The sequence below is a fragment of the Vibrio sp. R12-SG2-ISO1 genome, from assembly GCF_059834045.1.
On record NZ_JCBDGO010000001.1, the window covers coordinates 244,982 to 260,294 of the forward strand.

General features: G+C 50.9%; 13 protein-coding genes. 4 read left to right on the forward strand and 9 right to left on the reverse strand.

What is annotated here, in order from left to right:
* The first annotated feature begins 1 nt into the window (after position 1).
* Together AC6R10_RS01090 and AC6R10_RS01095 are read left to right on the forward strand one after the other, a co-directional pair.
* A complete protein-coding gene (locus tag AC6R10_RS01090) occupies positions 2 to 1,450 on the forward strand; it encodes a Y-family DNA polymerase (RefSeq protein WP_500671237.1) in 1,449 nt (482 codons plus the stop codon).
* 21 nt (positions 1,451 to 1,471) lie between these two features.
* Positions 1,472 to 4,543: an error-prone DNA polymerase gene (locus AC6R10_RS01095; RefSeq protein WP_500671238.1), complete on the forward strand. Its 3,072-nt coding sequence runs from the start codon at positions 1,472 to 1,474 to the stop codon at positions 4,541 to 4,543.
* Between the two features lie 46 nt (positions 4,544 to 4,589).
* Here AC6R10_RS01095 and AC6R10_RS01100 read toward each other — a convergent pair whose 3' ends face one another.
* Both AC6R10_RS01100 and mlc read right to left on the reverse strand, forming a co-directional pair.
* The gene (locus tag AC6R10_RS01100; RefSeq protein ID WP_334550864.1) at positions 4,590 to 5,537 is read right to left on the reverse strand and encodes a chemotaxis protein CheV; all 948 of its coding nucleotides are present in this window, start codon (positions 5,535 to 5,537) and stop codon (positions 4,590 to 4,592) included.
* A gap of 113 nt (positions 5,538 to 5,650) precedes the next feature.
* On the reverse strand, positions 5,651 to 6,868 hold the full coding sequence (mlc, locus tag AC6R10_RS01105; RefSeq protein WP_500629695.1) for a sugar metabolism global transcriptional regulator Mlc: 1,218 nt from the start codon (positions 6,866 to 6,868) through the stop codon (positions 5,651 to 5,653).
* Between the two features lie 400 nt (positions 6,869 to 7,268).
* On the opposite strand from mlc, the gene pyk reads away from it, so the two are divergent.
* On the forward strand, positions 7,269 to 8,711 hold the full coding sequence (pyk, locus tag AC6R10_RS01110; RefSeq protein WP_500671239.1) for a pyruvate kinase: 1,443 nt from the start codon (positions 7,269 to 7,271) through the stop codon (positions 8,709 to 8,711).
* Between the two features lie 103 nt (positions 8,712 to 8,814).
* Here pyk and AC6R10_RS01115 read toward each other — a convergent pair whose 3' ends face one another.
* Together AC6R10_RS01115 and cydH are read right to left on the reverse strand one after the other, a co-directional pair.
* A complete protein-coding gene (locus AC6R10_RS01115) occupies positions 8,815 to 9,960 on the reverse strand; it encodes a patatin-like phospholipase family protein (RefSeq protein ID WP_500671240.1) in 1,146 nt (381 codons plus the stop codon).
* Positions 9,961 to 9,968: 8 nt separating this feature from the next.
* On the reverse strand, positions 9,969 to 10,061 hold the full coding sequence (gene cydH, locus AC6R10_RS01120; RefSeq protein WP_334550872.1) for a cytochrome bd-I oxidase subunit CydH: 93 nt from the start codon (positions 10,059 to 10,061) through the stop codon (positions 9,969 to 9,971).
* Between the two features lie 142 nt (positions 10,062 to 10,203).
* Between cydH and AC6R10_RS01125 the strand changes: the two genes are divergently transcribed.
* Positions 10,204 to 10,797: an outer membrane beta-barrel protein gene (locus AC6R10_RS01125; RefSeq protein ID WP_500671241.1), complete on the forward strand. Its 594-nt coding sequence runs from the start codon at positions 10,204 to 10,206 to the stop codon at positions 10,795 to 10,797.
* 71 nt (positions 10,798 to 10,868) lie between these two features.
* On the opposite strand, the gene AC6R10_RS01130 is transcribed toward AC6R10_RS01125, so the two are convergent.
* The 5 genes from AC6R10_RS01130 to oppB all read right to left on the reverse strand — a co-directional run bounded on the left by AC6R10_RS01130 (position 10,869) and on the right by oppB (position 15,277).
* On the reverse strand, positions 10,869 to 11,291 hold the full coding sequence (locus AC6R10_RS01130) for a hypothetical protein (RefSeq protein ID WP_500625574.1): 423 nt from the start codon (positions 11,289 to 11,291) through the stop codon (positions 10,869 to 10,871).
* Positions 11,292 to 11,447: 156 nt separating this feature from the next.
* Complete coding sequence (gene oppF / locus AC6R10_RS01135; protein WP_487902387.1) at positions 11,448 to 12,443, reverse strand: murein tripeptide/oligopeptide ABC transporter ATP binding protein OppF; 996 nt, start codon at positions 12,441 to 12,443, stop codon at positions 11,448 to 11,450.
* Positions 12,440 to 13,411, reverse strand: a complete 972-nt coding sequence (locus AC6R10_RS01140) for an ABC transporter ATP-binding protein (RefSeq protein WP_334550877.1) — start codon at positions 13,409 to 13,411, stop codon at positions 12,440 to 12,442. Before AC6R10_RS01140 ends, oppF begins: the two co-directional genes overlap by 4 nt.
* A gap of 27 nt (positions 13,412 to 13,438) precedes the next feature.
* Positions 13,439 to 14,341, reverse strand: a complete 903-nt coding sequence (oppC, locus tag AC6R10_RS01145; protein ID WP_334550879.1) for an oligopeptide ABC transporter permease OppC — start codon at positions 14,339 to 14,341, stop codon at positions 13,439 to 13,441.
* Between the two features lie 15 nt (positions 14,342 to 14,356).
* Complete coding sequence (oppB, locus tag AC6R10_RS01150; RefSeq protein WP_334550880.1) at positions 14,357 to 15,277, reverse strand: oligopeptide ABC transporter permease OppB; 921 nt, start codon at positions 15,275 to 15,277, stop codon at positions 14,357 to 14,359.
* Positions 15,278 to 15,313 lie beyond the last annotated feature (36 nt).

A 15,313-nucleotide genomic window follows, 5' to 3' on the forward strand; every position in this document is an offset into this window, starting at 1 on the left:
GATGACGCTCTGGTTGTATCTCCATTTTCCATCCTTGCAACTGGACGCGCTGTTTCACACGCCGCAAGGTGAGCCGCTGGTGATTGTCGATCCCCAGCGCTTTCGGGTTGTGCAGTTAAATGCAGCGGCTCATGCTCAAGGGATCCAACCTGGCATGGGGCTGGGCAGCACCAGTGCGCTTTGCCCGACTCTGCAAGTGCACCCTTATGACGCCGATGTTGAGCATAAGTTGTTACTGGAACTGGCGCAGTGGCTCTATTTCGTCACCTCTGACATTGCGCTCTATCCCCCCAATGGCTTGCTACTTAAAGTTACCGATATGCTGACCTTATACGAGGGGTTGGATAAGTATTGGCAGCAGCTCAGTCAGCACCTCACGCGCTGGTCGTTGGATGGCAAAGAGACAGCAGAGAGCGATAGCAACGCGCCGATGCGCCTTCACTATCACTACGCCACTGGGTTTTCTCCGCTGTGCGCCATGCTATTGGCCAAATCGGGTACAGCCATGATTGAAGAGCGTCAAGAGAGACTCCATCAAGCCCTTTTACCGTTTGCTCTGCACGCGACCGAACTCGCTCCCTCGCAAGTGGATAAACTCGCGCGCGTCGGGATAACCACACTCGAACAATTGCTGGCGTTGCCAATGCAAGATATTGCCCGCCGCTTTGATATTGATTTGGTCAACTATGTTGGGCGCTTGATGGGCCAATTTAAGCATCCGGTGGATTTCTACCATCCGCCCGAGTCCTTCCAGCGTTATCTGGAACTGCTGTTTGAGATTGAGACCATTGCGTGGCTCACTCGCCCTTTGCAGCGCCTGCTCAATCAACTGGAAACCTTCCTTATGCTGCGCAATCAAGTGGCCTACGAGCTCACACTCACGCTGCATCAACGGGAAGGACAAGAGGCGCAGATTCACTTTACCTCCGCCAGTGGTGATTATCTGGCCACGCGCTGGATGACGCTGTGCCAGCTGAGATTGGAGTCGATGAAACTCGACGCGCCAGTGCAAGGGCTGACGCTCAAGTTAGTACGCGGCGGCGAATTAGAATCCACCAGCCCTAACCTATTTGGCAAAAAGCAGGGCCAACAGAACGAGCTGGAACTCATCAGCCTACTGCAAGCCAAACTAGGCGCGCAGCAGGTACGTAAAATCGCGCTCACCGCCGACCCTAGACCGGAAAAATCACTGGCGCTGAGCGAGCCAGAGCGCCCCGTTCCGACCTCTCTGGCTACGCCGAAGTTTCGCCCTTTGGTGTTACTCGACAACGCTCAGCCACTGGAAGAGAACGTCACCTTGATTCAAGGACCCGAACGCATTGCAACCGGATGGTGGGATGGTGACAGCATCACTCGGGATTACTTCATCGCTCGCAGTGAGGTTGGGCGCTGGTTGTGGGTCTATCGCACCCCGCAGCGGCAGTGGTTTTTGCATGGCCTATTTTGTTAGCACTGAACCCAAGAGAAAAGCATGTCGTACGCTGAGCTTTACTGCCAAACCAATTTCTCGTTTCTGACCGGCGCTTCTCACGCAGAGGAGCTGATCTTGCAGGCGGATTTTCTTCGCTATCACTCACTGGCCATTACCGATGAGTGCTCCGTCGCGGGCGTGGTGCGCGCCTACAGTGCCGTTAAGCAGCACCAACTCGGGATTCATTTGATTGTCGGCAGCGTATTTTGGTTGAACCCCCATTGCCACGTGGTGTTACTCTGCCCTAGCCGTGAAGCGTACGCCGAGCTGTGCCGGATTATTACCAATGCGCGTCGGCGCTCAGAGAAAGGGCAATACCAGTTGTCAGAGTGGGATCTGATGTCCGTTCGCCACTGTTTTGTGCTTTGGCTCCCCACCCACCACAGCGAAGATAGCCGCTGGGGACGCTGGCTCCATCAACATCATGCTGATCGCTTGTGGATTGGTATTCAGCGCCATCTTAAAGAGGACGATCACGCCTACTTAACCCATTGTGAGCAGCTCGCCGAATCGCTTCATCTGCCCATTACGGCGTGCGGCGGCGTATTGATGCACAGCGCAACACGCCTGCCTTTGCAACATGTCCTCACCGCGATTCATCTTGGTCAAAGTGTTGAACAGGTCTCTGCGCATTTGCTCGCTAACACGGAGCGCAGCCTGCGCAGCCAAGATAAGCTCAACAAACTGTTTAAAGCTGAATGGCTAGCGGAGAGTGTTCGGATTGCTAAGCGCTGCCATTTCTGCCTCAGTGAGCTCAAATACGAATACCCAAGCGAGCTGATTCCTGACGGCCACACCCCGATGAGTTACCTAACCGCATTAGTAGAAAAAGGCAAAATAGCACGCTTTCCAGACGGCGTTCCTGAAGAGATTGAACACACCATTCAAAAAGAGCTAGCGCTGATTGAGGCGCTCGATTATCCGTTTTACTTTCTCACCATTCATGACATGGTGATGTTTGCCAAGCGCCAGAAAATCCTCTACCAAGGGCGAGGTTCAGCGGCCAACTCCGTCGTCTGCTACTGCTTAGAAATTACCGCCGTTGACCCAAGACAAATCTCAGTACTGTTTGAGCGTTTCATCAGTAAAGAGCGCGATGAGCCGCCCGATATTGATGTCGATTTTGAGCACGAGCGACGCGAAGAGGTCATTCAATACCTCTATCAAAAATACGGCCGTGAACGCGCCGCGCTCGCCGCAACGGTGATCTCCTATCGTTTTAAAAGTGCGGTACGTGATGTCGGTAAAGCGCTTGGCATTGAAGAGAGCCAACTTGACCACTTCATTCACAACGTCAACCGCCGTGACCGCACCCAAGGTTGGCCAGCTCAGATCGTACAGTTAGGTCTACAACCGGGCTCACTCAAAGGCCGGCAGTTTATCGACTTGGTCAATGAGATCTTGGGCTTTCCGCGTCACTTATCACAGCATGTGGGCGGCTTTGTCATCTCCGCAGGTCCACTCTATGAACTGGTGCCGATCGAAAATGCCGCCATGGCCGATCGCACCGTGATCCAGTGGGATAAAGATGACTTAGAAAGCCTCAAACTGCTCAAAGTCGATGTGCTGGCACTGGGCATGCTCAGCGCCATTCGCAAATGTTTTGCTTTGATTGAGCGCTGGCACGGACGCAACTTATCGATTGCCGACATTACCCGCCTTGGCGATGACCCCAAGGTCTATCGCATGATTCAAAAAGCCGACACCGTGGGCGTGTTTCAGATTGAATCACGCGCGCAGATGAGTATGCTGCCGCGCCTCAAACCCGCCAACTACTATGATCTGGTGATACAGATTGCGATTGTGCGCCCAGGGCCAATTCAAGGGGATATGGTTCATCCCTTTCTCAAGCGCCGTGATGGCTTAGAGCCCGTCACCTACCCTTCAAAAGAGGTGGAAGAGGTGCTGTCACGCACTATGGGGGTGCCGATTTTCCAAGAGCAAGTGATCAAACTGGCGATGGTGGCCGCCGGCTTTAGTGGCGGGGAAGCCGATCAGTTGCGACGCGCGATGGCGGCATGGAAGAAAAATGGCGATTTGGTGAAGTTTCGCACCAAGCTGATTGAGGGCATGTTAGCGCGCGGCTATGAACAAGCGTTTGCCGAGCGGTTATTTGACCAGATCTTAGGCTTTGGCGAATACGGTTTTCCTGAAAGCCACTCGGCCTCCTTTGCGGTGCTCGCTTACTGCTCGGCGTGGCTAAAGTGCCACTACCCTTACGCGTTTTATACGGCGCTGCTCAATAGCTTGCCGATGGGCTTTTACAGCCCTTCTCAATTGATCCAAGATGCGCGTCGCCACCAGCTGCGCGTGTTACCTATCTGTATCAACCACTCTGAGTATGACCATCAGGTCGTACGCGATGAACACGGATTTGCCCTAAGGCTGGGCTTTCGTCTTATTAAAGGCTTTAGTCAAACCAGCGCTAAGCAGGTACTCAAAGCGCGCCATAACGGACACTTTCACCACCCAAGTCAACTGAAACACATTGGCTTAAACCAGAAAGAGCTCGAAGCACTGGCCTCAGCCAACGCCATGCACACCATTGCCAACAACCGCTACCATACCCGCTGGGCGATGATGGATTCGCTCAATGACTTGCCACTGTTTCGCCACCTCAATGATGAGCAAGCCGCGCCGGTGCCTGCCCCAAGCGATGTGCAAACCTTACTTGAAGATTACGCTGCCACAGGGCTATCGCTGCACAGCCACCCCATCACACTGCTGGATAACGCTCAGCGATTAGGCCGTTTTACGCGGATGAATCAACTGGTAAAAAAGCCGCATCACTCCTTAGTCACCGTGGTGGGTGTGGTGACGGGCAGGCAATCTCCGGGAACCGCCGCTGGGGTGACTTTTTTTACCCTGGAAGACGATACGGGCAATATCAATGTTGTAGTGTGGCAAGCGACCGCCAGAGCGCAAAAAAACGCTTACCTGACCGCCAAGATACTCAAAGTCAAAGGGATTTTAGAACGCGAAGGCGACGTCACACATGTCATCGCTGGGCGCTTAGAGGATATGACCGAGCAACTGGCAGACTTAAACAGCCGCTCGCGAGATTTTCATTAAATGGTGAGCCCGTCAGATCAAACCCAAAGGTCACAACAAGTCAGACTTACTTGCTCAGTACATCGCGCAGACGATCTTGCGCCACTTCCACCAGCAAATCCGGTTGGAACTTGGAGATAAAACGATCGCAGCCCACTTTTTTCACCATGGCTTCATTAAAACTGCCACTGAGCGAGGTGTTCAAGGTCACGTAGAGATCTTTCATACGCGGATCGTTACGGATTTCATAGGTGAGTTTGTAGCCGTCCATTTCTGGCATTTCGGCATCAGTGATCATCAGCAACAAGTCCTCAACCACATTCTTGCCTTCATCCGCCCAAGATTTAAGCAGTCTCAACGCTTCAAGGCCATCTCGGCACTCAATGATATTAAGGCCCAGCTGCGATAAGGTTCCCCTCACCTGAGCGCGCGCCGTCGAGGAGTCATCAACAATCAAGACATTGCGTCCGACCATTTGTGTCGACAACTCTTCATCCAGTACGCCTTCAGAAATGGAGACGTCGTAGTCAATGATCTCAGCCAGCACTTTTTCTACATCGATAATTTCGACAATCTCTTGCTGCTTGCCCTCTTGCACATGCGTAATGGCCGTCAAGTAGTTCGCTCGTCCTGCCGTTTTCGGTGGCGGCTGAATTTCGCTCCATGCGGTGTTGATGATGTTGCGCACTTGGCCCACCAAGAATCCCTGCACCGTGCGGTTGTATTCGGTGATGATGAGATTTTCTTCTTGATTTTCAAGACGAGAAGGCGGGAAGCCAATGGCAGCGCGCAGGTCAATCACCGGCACAGAAACACCACGCAATGAGGCGACACCCGTGATGTTGTAATGAGAGCCGGGCATTTTGGTCAATGGCGGCACTTTGATCACTTCACGCACTTTAAACACATTGATCGCGAAGATTTGACGACTGTTGAGGCTAAACAGCAACAACTCAAGTCGGTTCTCACCCACCAAGTTTGTGCGCTGATCTACGGTATTTAATACTCCAGACATACTACTTCTCAACCAATGTATTAAGACAAATTAACTAGGGTATTCACCCCGTCCCTTTTCAAGATTATATGGGAAAGTGGAAAAGATAAAGCTTGGCTATGAGATGACGTGCGTTAACCCTCAATGACTTTCATCAACAGCAGGCCATCGTATAGCGCCTGTTTGATTAGCGCCGCGCCCGGCATGGTCGCTTGTTTATAGAAGCGCGATTCCACCAGTTCCAAGTCTTGATGATAGACAGGCAAACTCTGCTCTTCAATGCAGGTTTGGATTTCAGGGTACAAAATGGTTTTGGCTTGGTTAATGGCGCCGCCAATCAACACCTTCTCGGGGTTGAACAAATTGATCACCATCGCTATCGCAGAGCCAAGGTAGCGCCCTAACTTTTGGATGACATCCACCGCCAGTGGATCGCCGTTCGCCGCCGCTTCACAAATGTCTTCAACCGACACTTCTTCAATCGATGAGAGCGATGACTCTTCACCATTGGCAATACGCTCGGTCACCTCATCACGAATCGCTTGTGAACTGGCAACGGTCTCTAAACAACCACGGTTGCCGCAGTGACACTGCTTACCGTTTTTGTCGATTTGAATGTGGCCAAGCTCACCAATGTTTCCGTGACGACCTTGCAAAACCCGGCCATCCAAAACGATCCCGGCACCAAGACCGTGGTGAATCGAGATGAGTACCGAGTTGTCGTTCTCTTGTGAGTGGCCAAACAGTTTTTCTGCTAGTGCCCAAGCTCGGGTATCGTTGGCAATAAACACAGGCAAACCCGTGGCTTTAAAAATCTCTGGGCCTAAGGCAAGATTCTCGACGTGATAGTGCGGCATTTGCAGCACGACGCCTTGCTCAGAGTTCACTAAGCCCGGCAACGTGATGGCAATACTGGTGACGCGATCAAGCTGATCGGCGTAGGTTTGAAAGAACTCGTCAATTTCATGCAAAAGTCGCGCGAGCACGTCATCTTGGTCTGTCTCGTGAATATCGATTTTGGTATCGATGAGGACATCACCACCCAGCTCATGCAGTGCAATGGTCAGATAACCGCGACCAAGACGCATCGAGAGAAATTGCCAGCCTTCGTTATTGACTTGAAGCCCTACCGCAGGTCGACCACGACTGGTGGCTTCTTGCACTGTGGTTTCATGGATAAGGTGCGCCTCTATCAGCTCACGAGTAATCTTGGTGATACTCGCTGGTGCTAACTCGCTCAACTTGGATAAGTCGATGCGAGAAATAGGGCCGAACTGATCGATCAGTTTGTAGACACGGCCAGCGTTGACCTGCTTGATATGATCAATATGGCCAGGTTGAGCCATGTACATAGAGTGCTCCAAATATCAGTAACCTGGTAATTTTTTTACTTTGCGAACTAATTGTGAAGAGCTTTGATGAATCGCCGTGACCAGCATCACGTATAAAGCGTTTTGTTTGTGTCCCGAGTCAAATCACAAAACGATTCCTGCCCCCTTAGTGTTATTTTTTTGCGTTAATAAATATGTCCCCATCCTCAAGTTTGAAACAGCGTATATACTTATCTCATAGGGAATTTAGATCATAGGCCATTTAGATCATAGGGAACTTATCTCATCGAGAATTTTAAGGCATCGAGCATTTAAGTTATCAGGGACTTAATTTATCAAACACTTAATTTATCGACCACAGACATCATCGAGCGCTTGGAGAAAGCGAGTCTGGCAAATAACGCCTTGCAAGGAGAGTTCAATGACCATCATCCAGAGAAGAACAAAAATCGTCTCAACCCTCGGACCTTCAACCGACCAACCCGGTATCTTAGACGCCATTTTGCAAGCGGGGGTCAACGTGGTGAGAATGAACTTCTCGCACGGGACGGCTCAAGATCATAGAGAACGCGCCACCAAAGTCCGCAATATCGCCGCCAAATTAGGCACGCATGTCGCCATTTTGGGCGACTTACAAGGCCCCAAGATTCGCGTCTCCACCTTCAAAGAGGGCAAAGTGCACCTCAAGGTGGGCGACATTTTTATTCTCGATGGCGGCCTACCTGCAGGTGAAGGTGACAAGAACGCTGTCGGTTTGGATTACAAAGCACTGCCAGAAGACGTCACCACCGGCGATATCCTGCTTCTTGATGATGGCCGAGTGCAACTCAAAGTGATTGGCGTATCCGGCCAGCAGGTACGCACCGAAGTGACCATCGGCGGCGCACTCTCGAACAACAAAGGCATTAACAAAAAAGGGGGTGGCTTGTCGGCCGCCGCCTTAACCGAAAAAGACAAACGGGACATTCTGCTTGCGGCAGAGATCAATGTCGATTACCTCGCGGTGTCGTTCCCACGCAACGGCGAAGACATGAAGTACGCCAGACGCCTCGCAAAAGATGCCGGGCTCAACGCCAAATTGGTCGCAAAAGTTGAGCGCGCTGAAACGGTGGAGAGCCTTGAGAACATCGACGACATCATTCTCGCTTCCGATGCCGTCATGGTCGCTCGGGGCGATTTAGGGGTGGAAATCGGTGATCCTGAGCTGGTCGGCGTACAAAAACAACTGATTCGCCGCGCGCGTAGCCTGAACCGCACCGTGATCACCGCGACGCAAATGATGGAATCCATGATGGAAAACCCGATGCCCACTCGAGCGGAAGTCATGGATGTGGCCAACGCGGTACTGGATGGCACCGATGCAGTGATGCTCTCGGGGGAAACCGCAGCGGGTAAATACCCTCTTGAGACCGTGATTTCGATGGCCGAAGTTTGTTTGGGTGCCGAGCGTGTGGCCTCCATCAATCGCAGTCAATTCCAAGTCGATTCAGAATTTGAATCCGCCGAAGAAGCGGTCGCGATGAGCACCATGTTCGCCGCCAATCATACCAAAGGCGTTAAAGGCATCATTACCCTGACTGAATCTGGCCGCACCGCACTGATGATGTCTCGTCCAAGCTCAGGGCTGCCCATCTTTGCTCTCTCTCGCAACGAAGATACGCTAAATCGCAGCGCCCTTTACCGTGGCGTGTTCCCGATTTTCTTTGACTACAAAGGCGACACAGGCTTTAACACCGCTCAAGCCGCGGTCAATACGCTCAAAGAGAAAGGGTTACTGGATGAGGGGGACTTAGTGTTGATCACGCTCGGTGACGTGATGGATGTGGTGGGCTCGACCAACTGCATGCGTATCTTGAAAGCCTAGCCAAAGAACGCCAATAGGGAGCGATGTTCCCTATTGGTTGTTTATTTTCTGAGCCGGTTTATTGGCCGACTTTACATCTTTTCTAGCTTAACTCGCCTGCCCCCTAAACACTGAACAAGCGCTGCTCACTGCATCGGGCGAAGATCTCGACGAATCGATAACCTGCCTCTAAACCGAGTTGATAATCGTGTTCTAACGCGGATTTCTCACTCATCAGCGAACTCGATTGCAGAGGTTTATCGGGCTTAATTTGCACAATAAAACAATCATCCGGTGGCGAATGAAGGAAATCTTGCGTCAAGGCGTAGGTTTGATAGTGCACCATCAGCATATCGGCTAAATGTGAGTCAAACTTATCGCCCAGCAAGTGACTCAAACGGTACACATCGTCGGCGCCAAACAACCAACGCCCACCATTGAGCGCCTCAAAGCCCTGTTTTTGGATTTGCAGCTGTTTGTTTTTCTGCACCTTTTCCGACAAAAACGCGCCCCAATCCAACTTCCATTGCGACAGCTTTTGCTGCCACTGCTCTTGAATCAGATTGAAAGAGTCACGAAACCACTCAACTTTCTCTGTTTGTGTAAGAGGAGTGGGCTCCACGGCGAGATCATCCCCTTCGGTGCGGATCACGACAATGCAACGAGCGCCCTTGCGCCACGCTTCTTGAACCGGGATCGACGCCGACACGCCCCCATCCACGTATTCTCCATGCTCAAACGCCACCGTATTGGGATACAACCTTGGAATCGCGCAGGTGGCAATCAGCACCTTTTTCCAATCATCCTTTAACATGGGTAAATAATGATCGAGAAGATGATGCGTATCCGTGACCGCCGCATAGGCATCACGCTTACCCAGCACTTTGCGTCCTAAGTCGACATCCAATCGGTAGGGGTAATCACTGATTTTATCCAGCGACCAATCTAGCCCAAGGTACTGTTTGCGGCGGATGTAACCGAAAAGATTGAAGAACTGCGGATCCGTGGTCAAATCTAAGATGAAAGAGCGACCGATTCCGCGTTGGCGGCAAAGGTAAGCACACAAGTTCAACGCACCAGCGGAAGTGCCATAGAAGGTATCAAACGGGTCAAAATTGGAGAGAAGAAAAGCATCAAGTACACCGGCAGTGAAGATACCTCTTTGGCCGCCCCCTTGGGCAACCAAAGCGTTTTTGCCGCCGGTATATTTGGCGAGTCGGGATTCGTCTAACTCGACAGCAGCATTAGTAATGCATCCGCTGTTGTTCATGATGGCGGTTAAGCCGCATTGATCGCGATAAGTCCATAGCCAATTAACACGGTAAAGACGGTCGCGACGATGATGAGGGCAAATTTGAGATCGTGTTCCATAGACATCTCCTTGTTGTTTAACAAAGTAATAACACCTCTGTGAAGTATCTTCAAATACCACATCTTTTTTGTGTTTAATTATGGCGTTAGCGTCACAATTGCCTTATCCCACTGCGATTAGATTCTCGATAAGGAACCGCTCATGACTTGTCTGCGCTTGCTCACTCCCTTGCTTTTACTCTGCGCCCTACCCTCTATCAGCTACGCCGAGACTTTCCTCACCCCTTGGCTAGGTGTGACACTGGGCGGCGAGTTAGAAGACCAAAACGGGCAAACCTACGATCTCAAACCGTCAGAGAGCTACGCTTTTAGCCTAGAACATACGCTAGATAAGGGACGCATCGGCCTTTTTTACGCCACGCAGTCGACCGAGGTAGAAAAGATTTCAGAGCGAGCAACCACTCACTATCTTCACTTTCAGAGCAGTATTTACTATCCACTGAATCAGGGGCTGTCGAGCTACGTTGGCGTCGGTTTGGGCGCGTCCTACATGGATGCCCAATGGGTGGATGATCACACTGGGTTTTCCGCCTCGATCTTTGGTGGCTTTGATTACCAGCTCAACTCGCAACTTTCTGTTAACACGCAAGTACGCTGGCTCGGGACTGTGGTGGACAATGACACCAGCGGGATATGCAATCTACCCAGCGATGGCAGCGAACAGTGCATCATTCGCTTTAAGACCGATTGGATGAATCAATTTTCCGCCAACATCGGGCTCACGTGGCGATTCTAGGATTCTCAATATCGAGCAGGCATAAAAACGCCACCGACAAAGCGGTGGCGTAGAGAGTCTAACTGGAGCGCTTAAAAGTTGTACTTAATGCCGAGTGCACCGCCAATTTGCAGTTCAGGACCACTGTATAGGTCAAGCTCTGGGTGAAGTTGGCCGTAAAGATCCCAACCTTTGCCCAGATCCCATTTCAAGCCCAGTGGCACGCGCACGCCAAACTCTTTGTGATCCCACTCGCTCCAACCACCAACACCGACATACCAAGAGACTGGGGCGTTGCCATCAAAACGACCAGAAGTGATCAGGTAGTCAAATGCAGCACCATCATTGCCAAGGGTGAAACGGTATTGATTATCGAGCTCCAATACCGCACTGAGCTCTTGATCGTAAGCCATACCGACCGAAATTGGGGTTTTATCTGGGTTTGCCATGGCTGCGGACGAGCCAAGCAATACTGCCAACGTGCCCCCTACCATGCTAACGCTTCTCTTGTTCATTGATGAGTTCCTTAGCGGTTTAAGTTCTGCAGGAAATTATCGTCAAAAGTGCCTATCAGGTGTCAGGAAAACGTCAGAACCTAATAACAAAGGGCTAGAGACAACAATGCCAGTCATCAGACTGGCATTGAAAGTTGAGCGTGCATAATGCGTCAATTAAGAGACGGACACATGCAAACACGACACTGCATGCACATCGCTACCTTGAATGGTTGGCTTGGTCTTGGCGCACGCGTCGGTCGCTTGTGGACAGCGGGTGCGGAACACACAACCAGACGGCGGACTGATCGGTGATGGCAGATCGCCTTCTAACATTTCAATCTGCTTCTCACGTTCCAACTTAGGATCGGGAATCGGCACCGCCGACATCAGTGCGCGTGTGTAAGGGTGTTTCGGGTTGTCAAACAGCGCGTGAGCTTCACCCAACTCCACTGCGTTACCCAAGTACATGACCAACACGCGATCAGAAATGTGTTTGACCACCGACAAATCGTGGGCGATAAACACCAGTGACAGACCCAGCTCTTTTTGCAGCTCTTTAAGCAAGTTTACAACCTGAGCCTGAATCGATACGTCTAGCGCCGATACCGGCTCATCACAGATGATCATCTTTGGATTCAAGATAAGCGCACGGGCAATACCGATACGCTGACACTGACCACCCGAGAATTCATGAGGATAACGGTTAATCACGTTAGGCAGCAGACCGACCTTCTTCATCATCTCTTTAACGCGCTGCTTCACTTCCTCTTTGGAGAGATCTGGGTAGAAAGTCTCCAGCGGCTCGGCGATGATGTCACCAATGGTCATTCGCGGGTTAAGCGACGCCAACGGATCTTGGAAAATCATCTGGATCTCTTTACGCGTTTCACGGCGCTGGACCTCTTTCATCTTGGTCAAATCTTGCCCAAGCCACACCACTTCACCGTCAGTCGCTTCGACCAAGCCGATGATGGCACGGGCGAAGGTGGATTTACCACAGCCAGATTCGCCCACTACACCGAGCGTTTCGCCTTCGTACAAACGCACGTTAACACCATCCACCGCTTTTAGCGTTGAAGGTTTGGCCCATGGCCACGCCGATTTTGCGGCAATGTTGAAGTGCACCTTCAACTCTGAAATGTCTAGAATGACTTTTTTATCTGCACTCATTTCGTCCAAGCCTCCCAATCAGAAAAACACGCGCGTTGACGACCTTGACCAAATGGCGTCAGGATTGGCGCTTCTTGCTTACAGCGATCCATCACGCGATGGCAACGCTCTTGGTACGGACAGCCCGTCGGCAGACGTAGCAAGTTTGGCGGGTTTCCAGGAATGGTGGGCAGTACCTCACCTTCGGTATCTAGGCGAGGAATCGCTTTGAGCAGACCCTCTGCATAAGGGTGACTTGGGTTGTAGAAGATCTCATCCACGCTACCGTACTCCATGGTACGGCCTGCGTACATCACAAGCACTTTGTCACATGAACCAGCAACCACACCTAAGTCGTGCGTGATCATGATAATGGCGGTGTTGAATTCTTGTTTTAGCTCGTTGAGCAAATCCATGATCTGCGCTTGAACTGTTACATCCAGAGCGGTCGTCGGCTCATCAGCGATCAGCAGTTTAGGACGACACAATAGCGCCATTGCGATCATCACACGCTGACGCATACCGCCTGAAAATTCGTGCGGATACATGGTGATACGCTTGCGCGCTTCAGGGATTTTCACTGCTTCCAACATGCGGACCGACTCTTCAAACGCTTCGGCCTTGCCCATGCCTTTGTGCAGCATCAGCACTTCCATCAACTGATCACTGACCTTCATATAAGGGTTCAGTGACGTCATAGGATCTTGGAAGATCATCGCAATTTGCTCAGCGCGCACTTTATTGAGCGCTTTTTCTGGTAAGTTGAGGATCTCTTTGCCTTCAAACTTAGCACTACCTGAGATGATGCCGTTTTTGGCCAGCAGCCCCATGATAGCGAAAACCGTTTGCGATTTACCTGAACCAGATTCACCCACAATACCCAGTGTTTCACCTTGGTTGAGTGAGAAGTTCAGATCGTTAACTGCGGTGACGATACCATCTTGCGTGGTAAATTCGACGCGCAGATCTTTGACATCTAATAAGCTCATCATTGCTTCCTTAATCTTTCTCTTTAATTATCTGTCTTTAGGATCAAGCGCATCGCGCAGACCGTCACCAACGTAGTTGAAGCAGAACAAGGTCACCACCATGAACGCGGCTGGGAATGTCAGCTGCCAAATAGCGATTTCCATCGTTTGCGAACCTTCTTGTAGAAGTGCGCCCCAACTTGTCATCGGCTCTTGTACACCTAGACCAAGGAATGAAAGGAAAGATTCAGTCAGAATCATGCTTGGGATCAACAGTGTGGAGTAAACCGCCACAATACCCAGTACGTTTGGCACGATATGACGGGTGATGATTTTCCAGTTACTGACGCCACAGACGTGCGCCGCTTCAATGAACTCTTTACTGCGCAGGCTCAACGTTTGACCACGTACAATACGCGCCATATCCAGCCAAGCAATGGCACCAATCGCGACGAAAATCAAAATGATATTTCGGCCAAAGAAGGTCACCAATACGATCACGAGGAACATAAATGGCACCGCGTAAAGGATCTCCAAAATACGCATCATGATTCTATCGACTTTACCGCCGATAAACCCAGAGGTTGCGCCATAGAGGGTACCAATCAGAACCGCCACCAAGGCGCCGAGTACACCCACCATCAGTGAGATTCGGCCACCAATCAGCGTACGTACGTAGAGGTCACGACCTAGACTGTCGGTACCAAACCAGTGTTCAGCGCTTGGGCCAACGTGCATCGCGTACCAATCGGTATCATCGAATGTGTACGGCGCAATCATAGGCAGGAAGATCACCGCTAAGGTCATCACAAACAAAATGCACAGGCTGATCATTGCCGCCTTGTTGCGCATAAAACGAATACGGGCGTCTTGCCACAAACTGCGGCCTTCGACTTCCAAATTCTCTGCAAACTTCTCGACCGCTTCGAGGTTCTCTTTTTTCGTTAACATAACCAATCTTCCCTGTTAGTAGCGAATTTTCGGGTCAATCATTGCAAGGAGAATATCTACCACTGCGTTGAAAAGAATGAAGAGGAAACCGATCAAAATCGTAATTCCCATCACCAGCGAGTAATCGCGGTTAAATGCGGCGTTGACGAACAACTTACCAATGCCGGGCAGACCAAAGATGGTCTCGATCACCACCGAACCGGTAATGATGCCGACAAACGCAGGGCCCATGTAAGAGACGACAGGCAACAACGCAGGTTTCAGTGCGTGTTTAAGAACGATGTAACGGTAGCTCAAACCTTTCGCACGTGCAGTGCGGATAAAGTTACTGTTCAAGGTTTCAATCATCGAGCCACGGGTAATACGCGCAAACGTGGCGATGTACAAAAAGGACATACCAAGGACAGGCAAAACCATGTACTCAATCGCACCGCCGTTCCAGCCGCCCGCTGGGAACCACCCCAGACCAATCGAGAAAATGTAGATAAGGACGGGGGCAAAAACAAACGACGGCAGTACCACCCCTATCATGGAGGTGGACATCACCGTATAGTCGAGCCAGGTGTTTTGCTTTAACGCGGCGAGCGTGCCGACCGCCACCCCGACAATCACAGTGAAGATAAAGGCATAGAAACCGACTTTTGCCGATACAGGTAGCGCCTCAGACACCAGCTCATTCACCGTATAATCTTTGTACTTGAACGAGGGGCCAAAGTCGCCTTGAAGAATATTACCTAAGTAGGTGGTGTATTGCTCAAATAGAGGCTTATCCAAGCCATATTTCTCGTTGATATTTTGCATCACTTCAGGAGGCAGTGTCTTCTCTGAAGAAAAAGGGTTACCCGGTGCAAACCGCATCAAGAAGAACGATACGGTTATTAGGACAAGTAAGGTTGGAATAGCTTCCAAAATTCGAGAGAAAATTAGCTTTAACATAAAACATCTCACATCTAAAAAAACAGTGCGCTAATA